This window comes from Pseudomonas sp. TWI923 (assembly GCF_039673365.1).
GTDB classification, from domain to species: domain Bacteria; phylum Pseudomonadota; class Gammaproteobacteria; order Pseudomonadales; family Pseudomonadaceae; genus Aquipseudomonas; species Aquipseudomonas sichuanensis.
In genome coordinates this window covers 22803-44320 of record NZ_JBDJLM010000024.1, presented here as the reverse complement: position 1 = coordinate 44320, position 21518 = coordinate 22803, and the positions used below count along the sequence as shown (strand labels likewise).

The 21518-nt window shown below is 67.9% G+C and carries 13 protein-coding genes; 1 reads left to right on the top strand and 12 read right to left on the bottom strand.

From position 1 onward, the window contains the following. Positions 1–315: 315 nt before the first annotated feature. The 12 genes from ABE459_RS12105 to ABE459_RS12050 all read right to left on the bottom strand — a co-directional run bounded on the left by ABE459_RS12105 (position 316) and on the right by ABE459_RS12050 (position 12006). Positions 316–1656, bottom strand: coding sequence for an MFS transporter (locus ABE459_RS12105; protein WP_346648038.1), 1341 nt, complete (start codon positions 1654–1656; stop codon positions 316–318). 160 nt (positions 1657–1816) lie between these two features. Next, positions 1817–2599: a hypothetical protein gene (locus ABE459_RS12100; RefSeq protein ID WP_346648037.1), complete on the bottom strand. Its 783-nt coding sequence runs from the start codon at positions 2597–2599 to the stop codon at positions 1817–1819. A gap of 496 nt (positions 2600–3095) precedes the next feature. Further along, on the bottom strand, positions 3096–5249 hold the full coding sequence (locus tag ABE459_RS12095; protein ID WP_323831149.1) for a TonB-dependent receptor: 2154 nt from the start codon (positions 5247–5249) through the stop codon (positions 3096–3098). 72 nt (positions 5250–5321) lie between these two features. Beyond that, positions 5322–5729 carry a DUF2946 domain-containing protein gene (locus ABE459_RS12090; RefSeq protein WP_110995161.1) on the bottom strand — a complete coding sequence of 136 codons (408 nt, stop codon included), beginning with the start codon at positions 5727–5729 and terminating at the stop codon, positions 5322–5324. Positions 5730–5954: 225 nt separating this feature from the next. Then, on the bottom strand, positions 5955–6824 hold the full coding sequence (locus ABE459_RS12085) for a zinc ABC transporter substrate-binding protein (RefSeq protein WP_323831148.1): 870 nt from the start codon (positions 6822–6824) through the stop codon (positions 5955–5957). After that, positions 6821–7720: a metal ABC transporter permease gene (locus ABE459_RS12080; protein ID WP_110995159.1), complete on the bottom strand. Its 900-nt coding sequence runs from the start codon at positions 7718–7720 to the stop codon at positions 6821–6823. The genes ABE459_RS12085 and ABE459_RS12080 overlap by 4 nt, the downstream gene beginning before the upstream one ends. Continuing rightward, positions 7717–8463 carry a metal ABC transporter ATP-binding protein gene (locus tag ABE459_RS12075; RefSeq protein WP_323831147.1) on the bottom strand — a complete coding sequence of 249 codons (747 nt, stop codon included), beginning with the start codon at positions 8461–8463 and terminating at the stop codon, positions 7717–7719. The genes ABE459_RS12080 and ABE459_RS12075 overlap by 4 nt, the downstream gene beginning before the upstream one ends. Next, entirely contained in the window at positions 8460–9371 is a 912-nt protein-coding gene (locus ABE459_RS12070) for a metal ABC transporter substrate-binding protein (RefSeq protein WP_258706280.1), read from the bottom strand. Before ABE459_RS12070 ends, ABE459_RS12075 begins: the two co-directional genes overlap by 4 nt. Before the next feature lie 10 nt (positions 9372–9381). Then, positions 9382–9951: a DUF6162 family protein gene (locus ABE459_RS12065; protein ID WP_323831146.1), complete on the bottom strand. Its 570-nt coding sequence runs from the start codon at positions 9949–9951 to the stop codon at positions 9382–9384. After that, on the bottom strand, positions 9948–10268 hold the full coding sequence (locus tag ABE459_RS12060; protein ID WP_125858309.1) for a hypothetical protein: 321 nt from the start codon (positions 10266–10268) through the stop codon (positions 9948–9950). Before ABE459_RS12060 ends, ABE459_RS12065 begins: the two co-directional genes overlap by 4 nt. Beyond that, complete coding sequence (locus ABE459_RS12055; protein ID WP_323831145.1) at positions 10265–10804, bottom strand: thiamine pyrophosphate-binding protein; 540 nt, start codon at positions 10802–10804, stop codon at positions 10265–10267. Before ABE459_RS12055 ends, ABE459_RS12060 begins: the two co-directional genes overlap by 4 nt. Next, positions 10801–12006, bottom strand: coding sequence for a PepSY domain-containing protein (locus ABE459_RS12050; RefSeq protein WP_258706283.1), 1206 nt, complete (start codon positions 12004–12006; stop codon positions 10801–10803). Before ABE459_RS12050 ends, ABE459_RS12055 begins: the two co-directional genes overlap by 4 nt. 226 nt (positions 12007–12232) lie before the next feature. Between ABE459_RS12050 and ABE459_RS12045 the strand changes: the two genes are divergently transcribed. Continuing rightward, positions 12233–21505, top strand: a complete 9273-nt coding sequence (locus ABE459_RS12045; protein ID WP_346648036.1) for an amino acid adenylation domain-containing protein — start codon at positions 12233–12235, stop codon at positions 21503–21505. The last annotated feature ends 13 nt before the right edge of the window (positions 21506–21518 follow it).

Sequence of the window (21518 nt, the reverse complement as noted above, 5' to 3'; positions counted from 1 at the left end):
CAGCATCCATCTGTGCAGCATGTACCTTCCTTGGCGCGTGAGGGGAGGGTCGAGCCTGGGGCGGGGCAGGGAAACCACCGCGCCCACGGAATGAAATGGATCCTAGCTTGAATGAGTGCCACTTTGCCATCATCCGGTGAACGGTAAATAAAAAAATTTTCGAGTAGCTGTTCACGGCGCGCTGGAATATTGGCGTCAATTATAAGTTTGTTGCGTTAGTTGTTTGAAATTCAAATTGAACATGCGGCGGATGCGTATTCCAGGCGAGCAAAAGATATAAAGCCGACCCTTTAAGTCGGCTTTATATCTGCGTCCTTATGCTGAACGCCCGAGGCGGTTATCGCTGGCTGGGTCGGTATCGATGGGGTCGTGCAGTGATAGGCGCGAGGTCTCAGGCAACCCCAGCCCGCCGAGCAACGCCAGCAAGGCAATCGCCACCAGGTAGAACGCCGGAGCCAGCCGGCTGCCACTTTGCTCGATCAGCCAGGTCGCCACCAGCGGCGCCGTTCCGCCAAACAGGGTGTAGGCGACGTTGTAGGTGATTGCCGAGGCGGTATAGCGGCTGCGGGTGGGGAAGCATTCGGACAGCAGCGCCGCGGTGACCACGCCGCTCATCAGCGCGCCAATTGCCAGCAGGATCACCCCCAGCAAAGCACCCGACATCGAGCCGGAGCTGGCCAGCCAATAGGCTGGGAACACCGCCAGCATGACCCACAGGCAGGTCACGCCGATGGTCCGCCGCCGGCCGATGCGGTCGGACAATGCCCCGGCCAGCGGGCAACCGACGGCGGCGAACAGCAAGGCGACGGTAGTCACCAGCAGCGCCTGGGCACGGCTGAGCTGGCCGACGGTCTGCAGGTAAGTGGCGAAGTAGGTGGTGAACATGTAGAACGACAGCGCCGTCAGCGAGATGAACGCACCCAGGTTGCGGATGGTGCGGCCATGGTGGCGCAGGGTGTCGCCCAGCGGCGAATGACTGTGTTGCTTGCCCTCGGCCATGGCCTGGCGGAATGCCGGGGTTTCCTCCATGCGCCAGCGCAGGTACAAGCCCACCAGCCCCAGCGGCGCGGCAATCAGGAAGGGCACTCGCCAGCCCCAGCTGTTCATCGCCTCGGCCGACAGGCTGGCCTCCAGGCCATAGGCGATCAGCGCCGCGCAGGCAAAGGCGGAGAAGGTCGAGACCGGCACGAAACTGCCGTAGAACGCCCGCTTGTTCTGCGGCGCGTGTTCCATCAGGTAGGCGCAGGCGCCTGCGTATTCGCCCCCGGCGGAGAAACCCTGCAGGCAGCGGGCAAGCGTGAGCAGGGCCGGAGCCAACACACCGATGCTGGCGTAGGTCGGCAACAACCCGATCAGGGTGGTGGAGCCGGCCATCAGCAGGATGGTCAGCGACAGGATGCGCTTGCGCCCCAGCCTGTCACCGAGCGCACCGAACACGATGCCGCCCAGCGGGCGCAGGGCGAAGGCCACGGCGAACACGGCGAAGGTCTTGAGCAGGGCGACGCTGGGGTCTTGGCTGGCGAAGAACTGGGTGGCGATCAGTGTGGCGAGAAACCCGTACACGGCGAAGTCGAACCATTCGACGAAGTTGCCGATGGCCGAGGCGGCGATCACCCGGCGCAGGGTGGCGGGCGGGACCTCATGGGGGATGGACATCACTGTGCTCTCCGGTGGTCTAGGCAGCCTGGGCTAATGCGGCGCAATCGGGTGCGCCGTCGTTGTTGTCAGGCCAGTAGACAAGGGGTGTGCACGGGGTGCTGCTTTGAGGGCGACATTGGGATATCCGTTTCAACCGTCGTACCCGCCGGCGCCAGGCTCATTGGCTTGCCTTGAGCTTCCACGGGGCATATTCGAGCTCAACATGGCCACGATTGACGCCCTGGCTGTCGAGCGCGAAGCCCGGCATGCGGCGCAGGTCCAAGGCCATGCAGCGGGCGTGGAGGCGCCGGCGCAGCGGGTTGTCCGGCTTGAACCTGGACGGCGCGAAACGATCGGGCGTCAGTTCGACCAGGCAACGAGTGACCTTGCCGCTGGCATCGCCCTCGAACCAGAAAAACGCGTTGCCGGTGCCGGTGACCGTCTCGCCCGCCATCAAGTGCTGCCAGGCATAAGCCTGCCGAGGCGCGCTCTGGCGCAGGTACTCACGAACGGCGAATGAGCCTTCGGCCGGCATGAAGATGATCGGCGCCACGACCTGAAGTTGGCCTGTGTGATCGCGCATTGTCCTGGGGGGAATAGGGAACAGGCTTTTGCGGCACTGGTCGATCACCAATGCCGTCAACGCTTGTTCAGTCGCCCACACGGCATCGGCAGGCATGCGGCTTGTATATTTTTGCGGCGCAAGCCTGGCCCGGCAGGCGCTTGGCCTGCCATCACGTTCAAGGGTGACTTCGAGCAACACCGCGCCCACCAGGTCTTGCTGATTGGCCAGCAGCATGTCGTTCTGAAGGATGTCGAGCATCTGCCGGGTGAACCGCGTTTCGGCCTGTGCCGGTGTTTCGCGCGGGGTGTGCTGGCCGGCGGCTGTGCAGCCGGCCAGGCAGAGGGCGCACAGGCTGATCAGCCCATGACGAAGGCAATGCTGGAGTGTGTTTGGCATGGAGGCATATCCGCAGGAAAGAAGCCATGCAGCATCCGGTGCCTGGTGCCAGGGAAACAGCCGCGACTGGCGATAGGGGCGGTAGGAAGGCTCGCTGGGTGGTGCAGGTGGATGTCATGGAGTGGCGTGTGGGCAGCCAGGTGTAGGGCGACAAATTTGCAGCGCCTATGAGATCGAGCGCCGCCCGCGCGGCGCTTCGCGGGTAAACCCGCTCCCACAGTTTGTTTCGGGCCAGTCTCTTCTGTGCCATTACCTGGTCCGCCTTGTTGGCACGACGCGGTAGTGAGGTGGGCACCACTGGCACCCCGCTTGACTTGAGACATGCACCAAGGCGGGCAGCGGTACTTTCACAGGACTCATTGGCCCGAAACAAACGTGGGAGCGGGTTTACCCGCGAAGCGCCGCGCGGGCGGCGCTCGATCTCACAGGCGCTGCAACTCCTCCGGCATACACCTAGTGGCCTTCACCCAATCCCCCGGCATGCCCGAAGAGCCGCTTAGAACCGTACATCCATCGCCACCTCAAACGTCCTCGGGTCCCCCATGTAGTACTGGGTGTTGTACGCCTGCTTGGCATACACCTCGTCAGTCAGGTTGCGCACCCGTGCAGTAAGCGTGGTGTGCGCGTCCACCCTGTACCGGGCAAAGGCCCCGTACAGGGTATAGGCAGGCGCCTTCAGCGAATTGGCATTGTCGGCATACACCGAATCGACATAACGCGCATCCACCCCCGCCGACCAGTCGGGGGTGAAGCTGTAGGTCAGCCACAGGTTGCCAACGTTGGCCGGCACGTTCACCGGCGCATTGCCCTCACGTGACACCGACTTGCCCGCCACCGCCTCGTTGAACTCGTCATACCGCGCATGCACGTAGGCATAGTTGGCCTCGGCCACCAGTTTCGGCGTGACCTGCAACCGCCCGGACAACTCGATCCCCCGCGAAGTCTGCTGGCCGGCCTGCACCGACTGGTTGGGGTTGCTCGAATCGGTCACGGCAAAGTCCTTGCGCACGATCTGATACACCGCCACCGTCGCCGCACCCCGGCCATCGAGGAAGTCGAACTTGCTGCCGGCCTCCCATTGCTCGCCCTTGGACAAATCGAACAGGCCGACGTTGGAGTAGGTCGCCGCCGCCAGGGAGCCTGCCGGCAAATCGGCGGCGGTGCTGTACTGCACATAGACGCTGGCCGCAGGGGTCAGCGCATAGGTCAGGCCGACCCGCCCGGACAGCGGCTCCCAACGGCGTTCGAAGTAGGCCGGCGCGGTGGGCGTGACGGCGCCGTAATTGGTCACTTCCATGTCCAGGTAGTCATACCGCAGGGCGGTCAGCAGCGCCAGGCGGTCGGTCAGTTGCAGGCGGTTCTCGGCGAACAGCGCGCGGTTGGTGGTCACATGCCGGCGTTGCTTGCTCAGCCCGGTATTCACGCCGGGGATGGCGTAGAAGCTGCCGGGGTCGAAGTGGTCCGGGTTGACCGTGTCGCTCCAGCTGCCCGATTTCGGGTACAGGCTCTGGCGCATCTGCGACCAGTCCAGCCCCGCCGACCACTGGCTGGCCAGGCCGAACAGGCTGTTGTCGTGGCGCAGCTCGAGGCGGTTGCCCAGCACGCTCTGCTGGTGGCGCTGCAGGTAGGGGCTGGAGCGCGTCACATTGCCCGCGTTGTTGTAGCGGTAGCGCTCCAGGTTGCGGTAGTCGCGCTGGGCCTCGTACTGGTACAGGGTGTTGTGCAGGCTGGTGCTGTCGCTGACCTGGTAGTCGAGCATCGAACGCAGCCAGCGCACCCGCTGCTCGTAACGGCCGTCGGCGACGTTGTAGTTCTCGAAGCGCCGGCTCTTGTCGATCTTCATGGTGCTGCGCCCAGGCAGGATCGGCGAGCCCCAGTAGGGGCTGTCTTCCTTGTCCTCCTGGTACTCCAGCGCCAGGGTGTGAGTCAGGTCGGGGGTCAGGTCGCTGAGTAGCGAAAAGGCCAGGCTGTCGGTCTGCCGCTCATTGCGATCGATATAGCCATTGCCCTGGCTGCGGCTGAAATCCAGTCGGGCGAAGTGGCGGGCGTCGGCCGGGTTGTCGGCCAGCGCCTGGTTGATGCCGAAGGCGTATTCGGCGGCGTCGTAGCTGCCGTAGCGGATACGCCCGTCGACGATTTGCTGGTCGCGGCTGGCCAGCTTGCTGATGTAGTTGATCGAGCCGCCCACGGCGCCGGCGCCATGCAGGAACGACGACGGCCCGCCGAGCAGTTCGACACGGTCGATCACCCAGGCGTCCACCGGCCGGGTGGCGCTGCTGTAGCCCAGGTTGATGCCGTTGTAGAGCTGGGTCACCTGGTTCTGGGTGAAGCCGCGGTAGGTGACGAAGCCGCCGTAGCCGGGGTTGGCCGAGGCGTTCACGCCGGTCATGGCGTTGATCACTTCCTGGGTGTCGCGGGCGTCGCGCTGCTCGATCACCCGGCGGTCCGCGACGCTCACCGAGGCTGGGGTTTCCCGCGCCGTCAGGCCCAGGCGCGAGCCCGTGGCGATCGGGGTGTCCAGTTGCACGCCGCTGGGCGCTTCACGCTCGCCATCGACAGTGGTGGCGGACAGTTCGACAGGCGCGCCTTGCGCCCAGGCACAGTGGCAGGTGGCGCTCAGCACGAGCACCAAAGAGGTGTTGCGGATCATGTTGTAAGGGTTCCACGCAAAGGTCTTGGCAGGCCCGGCCCACAGGCGCGCGCACGGGCGCGCCTGCCAGGGTCAGGCGAAGTGTTCTGCTGCGGGGAACGGGGCAGGGGAGGCGCGGGGGTTGATGGCGTGGCGCAGGTAGCGTGGCGGCGGTTGCCCCCAGCTGCGGGTGACGATCGGCGCCGGGGCCTGGCCATGGGTGGCGGAGAAGGTCCAGCCGGCGCTGCAGAGTGGCACGGCCATGGCGAACGAGGAGCAAACCGGGCAGTCGAGCTGGGCCATGTGCTGGTCGCCACCGCCGCCGTCCAGGTCGATGGCCGGGCCATGGCCGCTGTCCATGCTGCAGTAGCCACCTTCCAGGCCGGACAGGCGCAGGCCGGTCATCTGGCCATGGTGCAAACCACACAGCAACAGGCTGAACAGGACGCTGGCGTAGAGCGTCCATGCGGTCAGCGAGCGTGTCCGACGAGTGGTTTTCATGGCGGCGAATCTACCATTTGGAGGGTTTCACCGGGTTTCGGGTTGGTGTGGTGGATTGTCGCAGCTGGCCAAGCCCTGCACGGTCTGCTTTTTGTAGGAGCGGCCTTGTGTCGCGAAAGGGCTGCATAGCAGCCCCGGCAATTGTGTGACATGCACAGATCCTGGGGCCGCTTCGCGCCCCTTTCGCGACACAAGGCCGCTCCTACACAGAGCGGCCGTCAACCTTCAACTGCTGCCCAACGCCTTCACCACCTGCTCGACACTGGCCTTGAGCCCGGCCACCGCATCCTGCGGGTCGCTGTCGACCACCAGCAACTTCGCGCCACCGGCTTCGATCGCCGCCACCACCTTGGCATCCGGTTGGCGATGGTGCAGCACCAGCGCCACGTCTTGTTGCCTGAGGTTGTCGCTCAGGGCCTTGAGCGCGGCCTCGTCCCACTGCTCGTCGGCGTGCAGCGGCTGTTCGACCACATCCAGGTTGAGCCCACTGGCCAGGTACCCAAGCCGCTCGGACAGGCTGACCACGCTGAGGTTATCGACCTTGGCCAATTGCGCCTGGCTGTTGGCGGTGAGTTCCAGCATTTGCCGCTTGAGCCCGGCCAGGTTGCCCTGGATCTTCGCCTTGTCCGCCGGCGACAGGCGCTCCAGATCGTTGGCCACTACATCGGCCATGCGCCCCAGGTTGGTCGGGTTGAGCCACGGGTAGGCGGCGAAAGCCTGCTCGCCATTCACCGCGATGCCCGGCAGGGCACCGTCCACCGGGCGTGCGGCGTCGATTTCGACGATGCGGATATTGCTGCGCCGGGCCATGGGGTAGAGCGGGTCGTCACGCCAGATCGAGCGCACGCCGATCACCGCGTCGGCCTGTTGCGCGGCCTTCTGCAGGCTGGCGCCGCCACGGCCCTCGAAGTACGACGGCTGGCGGCTGGCCGGCAGGTTGGCCGGGACGGCGCTCTTGAGCTGCACCGAGGTGCCATCGAGCAGGGCGGCCGCCAGGCTGTGGGTCACCGGCAGGGTGGTCAGCACTTGCGTGGCGTTGGCCAGCAGCGGCAGGCCGCTCAAGGCCAGGGCCAGGGTGAGTTTTTTCAGGGTCATGCCGGGTTTCCTTGCAGGCGGGGGACGAGGGCGCGGGCCAGGGCACAGAGGGCGAAGCACAGGCCGGCCACCAGGATGATCGCCGCGCCCGACGGCACCGGCAGGTCGAGCGTGATCGGCAGCAGGATGCCCAGCAGGGTGCTGACGGTGGCGATCAGTACCGAGATGAAGAAGAAACCCTTGAGCGACTGGCTGACCAGCCGCGCGGCCGCTGCCGGGATCACCAGCAGGGCGCCCACCAGGATCGCCCCGATCACCTTCACCGAGGCCACGGTCACCAGCGTCACCAGCACCACGAACAGGTAGTCCAGGGTCTTCACCGCCACCCCGCGCACCGCCGCCAGCTGCGGGTTGAAGCTGGCCAGCATGATGCGGTTGTACAGCGGCAGCGCCAACGCCAGCACCAGCAGCGCGACGATACCCAGCACCAGCAGGTCGTGGGCGCTGACGGTGAGCACCGAGCCGAACAGCACGTTTTCCAGGATATGCACGTTGATCTTGCCGGCCAGCATCAGCAGCAGGCTCGCGCCCAGCGCCAGCGACACCGAGAGGAACACCCCGATCAAGGTGTCCGGCGACAGCCCGGTACGGTTGCGCAGGAAGTTGAGCAAAATGCCGAACAGCAGGCAGTAGCCGAACAGGCTGCCATAGGGGCCGGTGTAGGGTTCGCCCAGCAAGATGCCGATGGCCACGCCCGTCAGCGCGGCGTGGCCGACCGCCTCGGAGAAGAAGGCAAAGCGCTTGACCACCACCAGGGTGCCCAGCCCGCCCAGCACCGGGCCGATCATCAGGCCCGCCAGCAGCGCGTTGACCACGAAACCGTAGGCCAGCGCCTCCGGCAGATAACCCGCGCCGGCCCATTCCTGGACCAGTTGGCGGAACGCTTCGAAACTCATGAACGGCTCTCGCTGCGAGGGTGGACGGAGAACAGGCTGAGCAGGCGCTCGGGGGTGAGCGCTTCAGCCGGCGGGGCATCGAACAGCACCTGGCGGTTCAGCCCGGTCACCCGGTCGGCCAGGCGCAGCACCGCTTGCAGGTCGTGCTCGATCCACAGCACGGTGGTGCCGGCCTGGCGCCAGCCGTGCAGCAGTTGCTCGAACACCTGGATGCCGGCTTCATCGAGCGCCGACATCGGCTCGTCGAGCACCAGCAGTTGCGGCTCGGGGATCAGCCCCTGGGCCAGCAGCACCCGCTGGCGTTCGCCACCGGACAGCGCGCCCATGCGCCGCTTGCGCTTGTCGAGCATGCCGACCCTGGCCAGCGCCGCGTCGATGGCCGGGTGCACTCGCCGCGACAAACCAAGGAACGCCGGGCGGCGCTGGCACATGGCGGCCATGAAGTCGTCGACGGTCATCGGCAGGCCGCGGTCGAACTCCAGCGCCTGGGGCACATAGCCGATCACTTCCTGCTCGCCCGGCCAGTGCAGGGTCAGCTGGCCCTGGTGCGGCATCTGCCCGAGCAGGGTCTTGATCAGCGAGCTCTTGCCGCCGCCATTGGGCCCGACGATGGCGTGCACGCTGCCAGGGGCGACATTGAAGCGCACGCCTTCAAGGATGCGGGTACGGCCCAGGGTCAGGTCGATGCCATCGAAGTCGATGCGCGGCCCGCCAACGGCGCTGAGGTGGGCGGCGGCGGTCACGCGCGGTTCTCCTGGATGGCGCGGACCACGGTGTCGAGGTTGCGCTTCATCTCCACTTCGTACTTTTCCTTGGTGTATTCGCCATAGGAGATATGCGTGAGCGGATACAGACGCACGCCCGATTCACGCTGGATGGTCTCGACGTAAGCGGAAGGGAAGTCCATTTCCGAGAAGATCACCTTCACGTCCAGCGCCTTGAGCTGGTCGATGGTCTTCTTCAGTTGCGCCGGGCTCGGCTCGATACCGTGGGCAGGTTCCACCACGGCGGTCACTTCCAGGCCGAAGTCACGTACCAGGTAGTCGTAGGCGGCGTGGATGGTCGCCACGCGGAAGGTCGCATCCGGCGCCTGGGTCACCTGGGCCAGCGCTTCGGCGCGCAGGGCCCGCAGGCGCTTGGCATAGGCACGGGCGTTCTGGGTATAGAACTTGGCGTTGTCCGGGTCGAGCTTGCCCAGTTCGCGGGCGATGTTGTTGACCTGGGCGATGGTCGCGCTGATCGACAGGAAGGTGTGCGGGTTGACCACCTTGCCAGCGCCACGGGCGGCGATACCGGTGGCCGCCAGCAGCGGCACGTTGGCGTTGGCCTCGATGGTCTTGATAGCGGGCTTTTCGCTGGCGGCGATCATGCGGTCGGCGAAGTCGTCATGGCCCACGCCATTGAGCACCACCACATCCAGGCTGCCGATGCGCTTGATGTCTTCGGCGCGCGGCTCGTAGGCATGGGGGTTGAAGCCGGCCGGGATCAGCGGCACCACCTCGGCCTTGTCGCCGACGATATTGCTCACATAGCTGTAGTAGGGGTGCAGGGTGATGCCGATGCGCAGCGGCTTGCCAGTGTCGGCGGCGGCCAGGGCAGGCAGGGCGCAGGCCAGAAGCAGCGCCAGGGTGCGGCGGGCGGAGCGGAACATGGGCAAATCCTTAATGACGGTGTTGGCGGGTAACCCCGGCGTCGTAGTGGATGACGATCTGCCGCCAACCGGCGGCGATCAGCGTGGCGCTGTCCAGGGCGTCCGGGGCCATCGCGCTGCTGTCGCGGCGCAGCCACACATCGGGCTGGACGTCGGCCGTCTGCGGCAGGATCAGCAGCAGGCTGCCAGCCACTTCAGGGGCCTGGCTGCGGCCCAGGTAGGCGCCGTTGTCCAGCAGCGCCCACTGCAGGCTGCCGCGGCTCTGGCTGCTGGCATCGGCCACGAAGGGCGGCAGGCCCGCTTCGGCAAGCTCGGTAACCTGCGGCGCGCTGCCAGTTTCCTCGCGCAGCGCACGGATCTCCTCGACCGCCACCCACAAGTCGGTGTGCAGGCCCTGTTCGGCGGCGTTCAGGTCACGCCGGGCGTCGAGCTGGTGGGCGGCCACGGCCTGCTCGTCCTCGCGCTCGCCGCGCAGGGCCACCACGCTGGCGGCCAGCAGCAGGATCAGCGCGGCGGCCAGCAACACATAGAGGGTTTCGTGCCCGGCACCCGCCGGGCGTACCACCTGGGCGCGGCTCATGGCGCACCGATATCGGCGTGGTCCACTTCCACCACATGGCCGGGGCCGGCATCGAACAGCACGTAGAACTCGCCGTCGGGGCGCTTGAAGGTGAGGGTGGAGTCATCCCCCAGCTTGCTGGCCACCAGCACCTGTTCGTCGTAGCCGATCACGTCCAGGGTTACCCCCGGCGCGCCGCTGCCGTCGCTGAAACCGCCCTTGCAGGTGATCTGCCCGGCGTTTTCGGTGCAATCGCACATCGGGTTGTGCGCCAGCGCCGGGGTGGCGGCCAGCAGCAAAAAGGGCAGGGCGAGCCTGCGCAGCAACGGTGGTGTCATTTCTTGCCTCCTTGTTTCTCGAGCCAGGCCACGGTGGCCGGCGATGCCTTGGCCAGCGGCACCGAAGCCTGGTACATCTTGCCGTCCCAGCCTTCGATGGTGATCCACAGGTCGGCATCGGCGCGGGTGCGGGGCGGGATCGGCAGGTTGGTGCTCATGCGGTGCTGCGAGCCGAAGAAGATGGTGCCGGCGGCGCGCAGGCTGCGCGGCTTGCCGACGCGCAGGTAGATCGCCTTGACGCCCTCGGTGCAGGTCTTGCACAGGGCGGCGTTGAACGCCTTGAAGTCACCGGCGGGGCCGTCGGCGCGCGGAGCTTCGTCACGCAGCTCGGCCAGGTCGAGGCTCCAGCGGTCGATCTGGATGTCGCGGATCACGTTGGCGCCCAGGCCACTGTCGCCGCGCAGCAGGCTGGCGTCGGCGAAGTACTTGGGCATGAAGCCCAGCGGGATGAGGATCAGCAGGATGTTCAGGTGGAAGCGCCATTTCAGCCACCACTGCTTGAAGCCGCCCTGCGGCACGCTGTTCGCCTGGCTCATGGCTGGGCCTCCACAGGGGTTTCAAGCGGTTGCCTGGCCCGTGCCGGGCGCTCGCTGCGCTTGAGCGCGGCGGCGGTGGCCTGGGCGGTGCGCTTGGTCCAGATCAACAGGCCGCTGAGCACCATCAGGGTCAGCACCAGGCCGAAGAAGAACCAGATCAGCTTGATCGCCAGGCCACCGAAGTCGCCGGTGTGCAACGGGCGCATCGACTCGGTGACGAACTCCAGGGTCGAGCGGTCGCCGAGCAGGAACTGGGCGTCGACGTTGCGCGTGTAGGGGTTCACTTCGGCGGTCTGGAACATCAGCGGGTACCAGCCGCGCCCGCCCATGCTGTAGTGGCTGTAGGCGGTCAGCGGCAGGGAGATGAAGCTCACGTCCAGGCCCGGGATGCGCTCGGTGGCGATGCGCGCGGCCTCGTCCAGGTCGATGCGCGGTGCCGGCGTGCCGTCGGGCGTCTGCGGCACCTGCTCGCGGGCGATCACTGGCACCACCGGTTCGGTGGAAATGGTCACGTGGTTGTCGCCGAGGATCGCCTGGATCAGGAACCAGGTGCCGGTGATGGAAATCACCGCGATGAACCAGATCGACCACACCCCGGCCAGGCGGTGCACATCGCCCCAGAAGATCCGCGAGCCGTGGCCGGTACGCACCGGCTTGAAGAAGCCGCGCCAGAACTTCTTGTACACCACAAGCCCCGTGACCAGCGAAGCCAGCATCGGCAGGCCCAGCAGCGACACCAGGTACCAGCCCCAGCTGTAGCCGTTGGTGAACGGCACCAGCCACCAGCCGTGCAGGGCACGGGTGAAGGCCTCGAAGTCGAAGTTCGGCCGCTGGCCCTGGATCGCCCCGGAGTACGGGTTGACGTAGAGCAGCGCGGTGGTGCCGTCAGGGCGGGTCACCGAGGCGTTGAGGGCGAAGTGCGAGCCGTCCGGCTGGCTGAGAAAGCGCACCGCCAGCTCCGGTTCGGCTGCGTGCATGGCGGTAAGCACCTGCTGGAAGCTCAGGCGCTCGGCGTCGGGCGCATCGAGCGGTTTGCTGGCGCGCACGTCCGGGTTGGCCAGCCAGACGATCTCCTGGCTGACCACGGCGAGCATGCCGGTGAAACACACGATCAGGACAAAGAACCAGATCGGCAGGGCGAGCCAGCTGTGCACCAGGAACCACAGCTTGGAGGCGGATTTCTTCTTCGGTTGTCGGGCCATCGGTCGGTCTTCTGCATAAAAAGTGCGGTCGAGGCTCGGCTCAACCGTGAAGGCTGCACTTAATAGGACGAATGAGAATGAGAAACCTGCCAAGGTAAATGAAAGTAAATGTTTCAAGGCGACCGGCGGCTGCCCGCGCCGTCCGTTAATTTTCCCCTCCGTTCATCCGTTTTCCATGCACGACCGAGCTGCCCCGCTCGTTGCCCCTCTTTACGGATGAACGCCAATGAATGCTCAAGATGCCCGCAACCTTGCCCGCCGATTCCTCGAGTTGCCGGCGCAAAAACGCAGGATCTTCTTGCAGGCGCTGGCCCGGGAGCAGGTCGACTTCGCCCAGTTCGCCATCCCTGCCGGGGTGCAGGCCGCCGAGCGCGGCATGCCCTCATATGCCCAGCAGCGCATGTGGTTCCTCTGGCAGCTCGATCCCCAGGGCGCGGCCTACAACCTCCCGGGCGCCGTTGGCCTGGACGGGCCGCTGGACCGTGATGCACTGGCCCAGGCCCTGGAGGCGCTGGCCGAGCGTCATGAGACCCTGCGCAGCGCCTTGCGCCAGGAGGGTGAACACGGGCTGCGCCAGGTCGCCGCGGCCCAGGCGGTGACCGTCGACTTCGAAGACCTCAGCGCACTGGATGCCGCCGCCCGCGAACAGGCGGTGCAGGAGCGCGCGCAAGCCCAGGCCCAGCGCCCGTTCGACCTGGAGCAGGGCCCACTGTGGCGGGTGCGCCTGCTCAAGCTGGGCGCCGAGCGCCATGTGCTGCTGCTGACCTTGCACCACATCGTCTCCGATGGCTGGTCGATGAACGTGCTGATCGACGAGTTCATCCGCTGCTACGACGCCTTCAGCCAGGGCCAGCCCATGCCGCTGGCGGCGCTGCCGATCCAGTACGCCGACTACGCCCTGTGGCAGCGCGCCTGGCTGGAAGCCGGCGAGCAGGAGCGCCAGCTGGCCTACTGGCAACAGGTGCTGGGTGACGAGCACCCGGTGCTGGAACTGCCCACCGACCACCCGCGCCCAGCCACCCCCAGCCATCGCGGCACCCGCTTCAACTTCGCGGTCGATGCCGAGCTGGCCCTGCAGTTGCGCGCCCTGGCCCAGCAACAACAGGCCAGCCTGTTCATGGTGCTGCTGGCGGCCTTCGATGCCTTGCTCTACCGCTACAGCGGCCAGGCCGAGTTGCGCGTGGGGGTGCCCATCGCCAACCGCAACCGCGCCGAAGTCGAAGGGCTGATCGGCTTTTTCGTCAACACCCAGGTGCTCAACTGCCGCATCGACGAGCACCTCACGGTGGCCGGGCTGATTGCCCAGGTGCGCGACACCGCCCTCGGCGCCCAGGCGCACCAGGAGCTGCCGTTCGAGCGCCTGGTCGAAGCGCTCAAGCTCGAACGCAGCCTGGCGCTCAACCCGCTGTTCCAGGTGATGTACAACCACCAGCCGCTGGTCACCGACCTCAGCGCGCTGCAGACCGCCTCGGGCATTCGTTTCGACCTGATCGAGTGGAAGGGCCGCACCACCCAGTTCGATCTGAGCCTGGACACCTGGGAGAAGGGCGGGCAGCTGTACGCCGCACTGACCTACGCCGACGAGCTGTTCGACGCGCCGACCATCGCGCGCATGGCCGGCCACTGGCTCAACCTGCTGCGCGCCATGGTCGCCGACACCAATCAAGCGGTGGCGCGCCTGCCGATGCTGGGCGCCGACGAACAGCAACAGCTGTTGCATGCCTGGAACCCGCCGGGTGACGGCTTTGACCAGGTGTCGCGCATCGACCAGAGCATCGCCCGCCAGGCCGCCGAACAGCCCGAGGCGCTGGCCCTTACCTTCGGCCTTGAGCAGTACAGCTATGGCCAGCTCGACCGCTGGGCCAACCGCCTGGCCCAGCGCCTGGTGGCGGCCGGTGTCGGCCCCGAGACCCGGGTCGGCGTGGCCCTGCCGCGTACCCCGCAACTGCTGGTGTCGCTGCTGGCGGTGTTCAAGGCCGGCGGCGCCTACGTGCCGCTGGACCCGGACTACCCGGCGGAGCGCGTGGCCTACATGCTCGAAGACAGCGCCGCGCACCTGGTACTCAGCGACCCTGAAGTGGCCCAGCGCCTGGCCCTGGCCGACTGCGCCGAGGTGCTGCTGGTGGACGCCGACGAGCAGAGCCTGGCCGCCTGGCCGGGCGTGCCGCCGGCCAATCACGCCGTGGCGCAGAACCTCGCCTACGTGATCTACACCTCAGGCTCCACCGGCCGCCCGAAAGGCGTGGCCATTACCCATCGCAACGTCATGGCGCTGCTGCACTGGTCGCGCCAGGTGTATGGCCGTGAAGACATCCAGGGTGTGCTGGCATCGACCTCGATCTGCTTCGACCTGTCGGTGTGGGAGCTGTTCGTGACCCTGGCCGCGGGCGGTTCCATCGTGCTGGCGCGCAATGCCCTGGAGCTGCCGCAGCTGCTGGCGCGCGACCAGGTGCGCCTGGTCAACACCGTGCCCTCGGCCATCACCGCGCTGTTGCGCGACGGCCAGTTGCCCGCCGGCGTGCGCATCGTCAACCTCGCCGGCGAGCCGCTCAAGCAGCGAGTGGTGGACGAGCTCTATCGCCAGCCGGGGCTGGCGCACGTATACGACCTGTACGGCCCCTCGGAAGACACCACCTACTCGACCTGGACCCGCCGCCAGGCCGGTGGCCGAGCCAGCATCGGCCGGCCGCTGCCGCACACCGCCGCCTACCTGCTCGACGCCGCCCTGCAGCCGGTGCCGCAAGGTTGCGCCGCCGAGCTGTACCTGGCCGGCGCCGGCATTACCCGTGGCTACCTCGGGCGCCCGGGGCTGACCGCCGAACGCTTCGTGCCAGACCCATTCGCCGCCGACGGCGGGCGCCTGTACCGCACCGGCGACCTGCTGCGCTACCGCGACCAGGGTGAGCTCGAGTACATCGGCCGCATCGACCATCAGGTCAAGGTGCGCGGTTTCCGCATCGAGCTGGGCGAGATCGAGGCGCGGCTGCAAGCGCAGGCGCAGGTCAGCGAAGTGGCGGTGCTGGCGCCGGAAGGCCCGAGCGGCCGCCAGCTGGTGGCCTATGTGGTGCCGGCCGATGCCGCCTTGCTCGACGATCCGGCGGCCCAGGGCAAACTGCGCGAGCAACTGCGCGCAGCGCTGGGCGAGCACCTGCCCGACTACATGGTGCCCGCCGCCATGCCGATGCTGGCCGCGCTGCCGCTGACCCCCAACGGCAAGCTCGACCGCAAGGCGCTGCCGGCGCCCGACGCGTTGCAGGCGCAGCGCGAGCATGTGGCGCCCGGCGATGCCCGCGAACAGGCCCTGGCGCAGATCTGGCAAGCCTTGCTGGGCCTCGAGCAGGTCGGCGTGCTGGACAATTTCTTCGAGCTCGGCGGTGACTCGATCGTCTCCATGCAGGTGGTCAGCCGTGCCCGCGAGGCCGGGCTGGCGCTGACCCCCAAGGACATCTTCCAGCACCAGACCATTCGCGGCCTGGCCCAGGTGGCCGGGCAGGCGAGCCAGGCTGTTGTGCGTGGGCCGGCCAGCGGCGAAGTGCCGCTGACGCCCATCCAGCACTGGTTCTTCGAGCAGGCCATCCCTAACCGCCAGCACTGGAACCAGGCCCTGCTGCTCGATGCCCGCGCACCGCTGCAGGGCGAGGCGCTGGCCCAGGCCGTGCAGCAACTGGTCGAGCACCACGACAGCTTGCGCCTGCGCTTCGAGCAGCACGGCGGAACCTGGCAACAGCGCTATGGCGAAAGCGCCGGCGAAGTGTTCCAGCGCTGCACGGCGGCCGATGCCGAAGCCGCGCTGGCCCTGTGCGAGGCTGCCCAGCGCAGCCTGGACCTGGCCGACGGGCCGTTGCTGCGGGTACTGCTGATCGAGCTGCCCGAGGGCCGCCAGCAGCTGCTGCTGGTGCTGCACCACCTGGTGGTGGACGGGGTGTCCTGGCGGGTCCTGCTCGAAGACCTCGAGCAGGCTTACCGCCAGGTGCTGGCCGGCCAGCCGCCACGCCTGCCGGCGCGCACCAGCGCATATCAGGATTGGGCACTGCGCCTGCAGCAGGCCTTGCCCGGCTACCAGGCGCAGTTGCCCTGGTGGCGCGAACACCTGGGGCGCGCGGCAGTCGCCGAACTGCCGTGCGACAACCGCGACGGCGCGCTGCACAACCGCCATGAACACAAGATCGAATGCCGCTTCGACGCCGAACTCACCCGCCAGCTGCTGCAGGTTGCGCCAGCGGCCTACCGCACTCAGGTCAACGACCTGCTGCTCACCGCCCTGGCGCGGGTGCTGTGCCGCTGGACGGCGGCACCGGGCGCGCTGATCGAGCTGGAAGGGCATGGCCGCGAAGACCTGTTCAGCGACCTCGACCTGTCGCGCAGCGTCGGCTGGTTCACCAGCCTGCAGCCGGTGCTGCTGGTGCCCGAAGCTGAGCTGGGCGCTTCGCTGGTGGCGGTCAAGGAGCAGTTGCGCGGCGTGCCCGACAAGGGCATCGGCCACGGCCTGCTGCGTTACCTCGGTGATGCCGCCACCCGTGCGGAACTGGCGGCCCTGCCGCGCCCGCGAGTGACCTTCAACTACCTTGGCCAGTTCGACCGCCAGTTCGATGAGCAGGCGTTGCTAGTGCCCGCCAGCCATGGCGCCGGCCATGGCCAGGACCCGGACGCGCCGCTGGCCAACTGGCTTACCGTCGAAGGCCAGGTGTACGGCGGCGAGCTGGCCTTGCAGTGGGGCTTCAGCCAGCAGATGTTCGCGGCCGAACGCATCCAGGCCCTGGTCGATGCTTTCGCCGAGGAACTGCGCGCATTGGTCGCCCACTGCGTCCAGGCCCCCGGGCAGGTGACCGCCTCGGACTTCCCGCTGGCCGGGCTCGATGGCGCGGCGCTGGCGCAGCTGCCGGTGGCCGCGCGGCAGCTCGAAGACCTCTACCCGCTGTCGCCGATGCAGCAGGGCATGCTGTTCCACAGCCTCTATGAACAAGCCGGCAGTGACTACGTCAACCAGATGAGCGTGGATGTCGAGGGCGTGCACCCCGCACGCCTGCGCGACGCCTGGCAGCAGGCGCTGGACGCCCATGCCATCCTGCGCACCGGCTTTGCCTGGCAAGGCGAGCAGGGCAAGCCGCTGCAAATGGTCATGCGCCAGGTCGAACTGCCCTGGCGCGAACTGGACTGGCGCGACCACGCCGACCTGCCGCAGGCGCTCGCCGCCCTGGCCCAGGAGGACCGCGAGCACGGCTTCGACCTGGCCCAGGCCCCCTTGCTGCGCCTGACCCTGGTGCGCACCGGCGAGGCCCGCCACCACCTGATCCAGACCTGCCACCACCTGCTGCTGGACGGCTGGAGCAACTCGCGCCTGCTCGGCGAAGTCCTGCAACGCTATGCCGGGCAGCAAGTGGCGCCCCCGGTCGGGCTGTACCGCGATTACATCCAATGGCTCGGTCAGCAGGACATGGCGGCCAGCGAGGCGTTCTGGCGCGACCAGCTCGCCTCGCTGGAAACCCCGACGCGCCTGGCCCACGCGCTGCCCACGCCGCCGCAAGCGGTGGCACAGGCCAGCCACGGCGACTTCTACCAAACCATCGATGCGGCCTTGGGCGAGCGCCTGGGCGCCTTTGCCCGGCAGCAGAAAGTCACCGTCAATACCCTGGTCCAGGCGGCCTGGCTGTTGCTGCTGCAACGCTGCACCGGTCAGGACTGCGTGGCCTTCGGCGCCACCGTGGCCGGGCGCCCGGCGCAACTGCCGGGTATCGAGGCGCAGATCGGCCTGTTCATCAACACCTTGCCGGTGATCGCCCGGCCGGCCCTGCAGCAAACCCTGGGCGACTGGCTGCAACAGGTGCAGGCGCTCAACCTGGCGCTGCGCGAACACGAACACACGCCACTGTTCGAGATCCAGCGCTGGTCGGGGCAGGGCAGCGATGCGCTGTTCGACACCTTGCTGGTGTTCGAGAACTACCCGCTGTCGGCGGCGCTGGCTGAGTCCGGCCAGGCCGGCGTGCGCTTTGGCGAAGTCGCCAACCTGGAACGCACCAACTACCCGCTGACCCTGGCCGTGACCCTCGGCGAGCGCCTGCAGGTGCACTACAGCTACCTGTGCGCGGCGCTCGACGCCGGTACGGTGCAGGCCCTCGCGGCGCAGCTGGAATGCCTGCTGGGGCAGTTCGTCGACGGCGCAGGCCAAGTGCTGGCGACCCTCGACAGCGTGCCCCCGGCTGCCCGCCAGGCGCTGCTGGCGATGCCCGCCGCCTTGCCGGCGCAGGCCGCGCCGGTGTGGCTGCACCAGTTGATCGAGGCCCAGGCCCGGCGCACGCCAGAAGCCATCGCCCTGGTCGCCGAGGGTCGGGCGCTGAGCTACGCCAGCCTCGACAGCCAGGCCAGCGATCTGGCCCAGCGGCTGGTCGCCGAGGGCGTCGGCCCGGAGGTGCTGGTGGGCATCTCGCTGCCCCGTGGCGAGCGCCTGATCATTGGCCTGCTGGCCATCCTCAAGGCCGGCGGCGCCTATGTGCCGCTGGACCCGGAATACCCCGCCGAGCGCCTGGGCTACATGCTTGAAGACAGCGGTGTGCAGTTGGTGTTGGGGGATGCCCGCAGTGCGGTGTTGCTGGCCGGTAGCGCCGCACGCCTGCTGCGGGTCGATGAGCTGGTGCTGGCCACCCAGGGCGTCGAGTCCCCGTCGCCAACCCTCGCCGGCAACAACCTGCTGTGCCTGCTGTACACCTCCGGTTCCACCGGGCGGCCCAAGGGCGTGGCCCTGGAGCAGGGCGCCTTGTTGCGCCACCTGCTGACCATGCAGCGCTTCTACCGCATCGACAGCAGCGACCGCTTCCTGCATTTCGCCTCGCTGAACTTCGACTGGGGCACTGAGCAGTGGCTGCTGCCGCTGATCAGCGGCGCCCGCTGCGTGCTGCGCGGCGAAGGCCTGTGGAGCGCTGAAGAAGCGCTGGAGGTGATCGAGCGCGAGCAGGCCAGCCTGGTCTATTTCCCCACCCAGTACGCCTGCCAGCTGGCGGCCTGGGCCGCGGCCCACGGCCGTGCGGCGTCGGTGCGCTCGTTCAATGTGGCGGGCGAGGCCTTCCCGCGCGAAGGTTTCGAGCAAATCCAGGGGCAACTGCGCCCGCAGCACATCGTCAACGGCTACGGCCCGACCGAAACGGTCATCACCCCCTTCCTCTGGGAAGCCGATGCCACCACCCGTTTCACCAGCGCCTATGCACCCATCGGCCGACCGGTGGCCGGGCGCAGCGCCTACCTGCTGGCCGAAGGCCTGGCCTTGCAGGCCGATGGCGTGGTCGGTGAGCTGCATATCGGTGGCGAGGCCCTGGCACGCGGCTACCATGCGCAGCCATCGCTGACCGCCGAACGCTTCGTCCCCGATCCGTTCGCCAGCACCCCCGGCGCGCGGCTGTACCGCAGCGGCGACCTGGTCCGGCGCCTGCCGGACGGGCAGATGGAATACATCGGCCGGGTCGACCATCAGGTGAAGATCCGCGGCTTCCGCGTCGAGACCGGTGAAATCGAGGCCTGCCTGCTGGCCCAGGCGGCTGTCGCCGAGGCGGCCGTGGTGGCCGTGCCGGGCCCGGTCGGCCAGCAACTGGTGGCCTACGTGGTGCCGCGACAGGCGCTGGCCGAGGCTGACCGCGAGGCCCAGGCCGCACTCTGCGAAGGGTTGCGCGCAGCGCTCGGCGTAGCGCTGCCGGACTACATGCAGCCGGCCCACTGGCAGGTCATGGCGCAATTGCCACTGACCCCCAACGGCAAGCTCGACCGCAAGGCCTTGCCAGCGCCGGACGCCAGCCTGCTGGCACAGGCCTTCGAAGCGCCACGCAGCTCCCTGCAAGGCGAGCTCGCCGCGCTGTGGGGCGAACTGCTGGGCGTCGAGCGGGTAGGCCTGCGCGACAACTTCTTCGACCTCGGCGGCCATTCGCTGCTGGCCACCCAGGTGATCAGCCGGGTGCGCCATGCCCGGGGCGTCGAGCTGCCCTTGCGCAGCCTGTTCGAAGCCCGTGACCTGGAGGCGTTCGCCGCCACGGTCGATGCCTGCGTGGCGGCCCCGGCTGTGCTGGCGGTGCCGCAGTTGCAAGCGCTGGACCCCGCGCAGCGCCAGCCGCTGTCGTTCGCCCAGCAACGCCTGTGGTTCCTCTGGCAACTGGAGCCACACAGCTCGATGTACAACATCCCGCGCGCCCTGCAGCTCGACGGCGAGCTGGACATCGACGCCGTGCGCACGGCCTTCGAGGGCTTGCTGCAACGCCATTCGGTGTTGCGTACCACCTACGCCCAGGAAGGCGGCGACAGCTGGCAGCAGGTGCATGCGCACATGGCCTTGCCGTTGGCCGTCGTCGATCTGTGCCAGGCCCCGGCCGCCACCCGCGAGGTGGCGATCGCGCAAGCCCTGGCCGAGCAGGCGCAGGCGCCGTTCGACCTGGTCAACGGCCCGGTGCTGCGGGTGGCGGTGCTGCGCCTGGCCGAACAGCAGCACCTGCTGCTGGTGACCTTGCACCACATCGTCGCCGACCACTGGTCGTTCGGCATCCTGCTGCGCGAATTCGTCGCCCTCTACGACGCCGCCGTGCGGCGCGCCCCGGCATCGCTGCCGGCGCCGGGCCTGGCCTACCTGGACTTCGCCGTGTGGCAGCGCCAATGGCTGGCGGCCGGGCAGATGCAGCGCCAGCTCGATTACTGGCAGCGCACCCTGGGCGACGACCATCGCCTCAGCCGCCTGCCGGGCAGCCCGCAGGCCGGCGTGAGCGCCGGCACCTGCCAGGTACACGCCTTCGATTTCCCGCCAGAGCTGGCCGAGGCCCTGCGCGCCACCGCCAAGGCCCGTGGCCTGACCCTGTACATGCTGTTGCTGGCCGGCTTCTCGCTGGTGGTGGCGCAGCGTTGCGACAGCCCGCGGGTGCGCCTGGGTACCGACGTTGCCAACCGCAACCATGCGGGGGTTGAAGAAATGGTCGGCTTCTTCGTTAACCAGTTGGTACTGCAGCTGACGCTGGACGACAGCCTCAGTGGCGAACAGTGGCTGGAGCGCTGCCGCGATGTGGTGGTCGGTGCTTCCGATCACCAGGACCTGCCGTTCGACCGCTTGGTCGAGGCCCTGCGCCTACCGCGTCAGGCCGGCCGCTCACCGCTGTTCGCGATCAAGTTCATCTACCAGGAAGGCAGCCTGCCAATGCAGGCGCCGCACGGCCTGCAGGTGACCCCGCAGGAGGCGGGGCAGGGCGCCACCGAGCTGGACCTGATCGCCGAGTTCGTCAACGCCGAGCGCCTGACCGCCGCCTTCAAATGCGACGCCAGCCTGTACACGGCGGCCGACATGCAAGGGCTGTTCGTGCAGTTGCAAGGGGTGTTCGAGCGCTTGCTCGAAGCGCCCGAAGCGCCCCTGGCGCAGTTGCTGGCCCATGCCGCGCAGCTGCAGGCCAGTGCCGAACAGGCGGCGGCCGATGCGCGCCAGGCGCAGCTCAAGGCGCAGCACCCGATCCGTCGGCGCGCCCGTGGGGTCGAGCTGCAGTAGTGATTGTCATGCC

What these genes read in the sequence shown, in the direction of transcription:
- ABE459_RS12105 (WP_346648038.1), bottom strand. Translation starts at nt 1,656, where the DNA reads ATGTCCATCCCCCATGAGGTCCCGCCCGCCACCCTGCGCCGGGTGATC.
- ABE459_RS12100 (WP_346648037.1), bottom strand. Translation starts at nt 2,599, where the DNA reads ATGCCAAACACACTCCAGCATTGCCTTCGTCATGGGCTGATCAGCCTG.
- ABE459_RS12095 (WP_323831149.1), bottom strand. Translation starts at nt 5,249, where the DNA reads ATGATCCGCAACACCTCTTTGGTGCTCGTGCTGAGCGCCACCTGCCAC.
- ABE459_RS12090 (WP_110995161.1), bottom strand. Translation starts at nt 5,729, where the DNA reads ATGAAAACCACTCGTCGGACACGCTCGCTGACCGCATGGACGCTCTAC.
- ABE459_RS12085 (WP_323831148.1), bottom strand. Translation starts at nt 6,824, where the DNA reads ATGACCCTGAAAAAACTCACCCTGGCCCTGGCCTTGAGCGGCCTGCCG.
- ABE459_RS12080 (WP_110995159.1), bottom strand. Translation starts at nt 7,720, where the DNA reads ATGAGTTTCGAAGCGTTCCGCCAACTGGTCCAGGAATGGGCCGGCGCG.
- ABE459_RS12070 (WP_258706280.1), bottom strand. Translation starts at nt 9,371, where the DNA reads ATGTTCCGCTCCGCCCGCCGCACCCTGGCGCTGCTTCTGGCCTGCGCC.
- ABE459_RS12065 (WP_323831146.1), bottom strand. Translation starts at nt 9,951, where the DNA reads ATGAGCCGCGCCCAGGTGGTACGCCCGGCGGGTGCCGGGCACGAAACC.
- ABE459_RS12060 (WP_125858309.1), bottom strand. Translation starts at nt 10,268, where the DNA reads ATGACACCACCGTTGCTGCGCAGGCTCGCCCTGCCCTTTTTGCTGCTG.
- ABE459_RS12055 (WP_323831145.1), bottom strand. Translation starts at nt 10,804, where the DNA reads ATGAGCCAGGCGAACAGCGTGCCGCAGGGCGGCTTCAAGCAGTGGTGG.
- ABE459_RS12050 (WP_258706283.1), bottom strand. Translation starts at nt 12,006, where the DNA reads ATGGCCCGACAACCGAAGAAGAAATCCGCCTCCAAGCTGTGGTTCCTG.
- ABE459_RS12045 (WP_346648036.1), top strand. Translation starts at nt 12,233, where the DNA reads ATGAATGCTCAAGATGCCCGCAACCTTGCCCGCCGATTCCTCGAGTTG.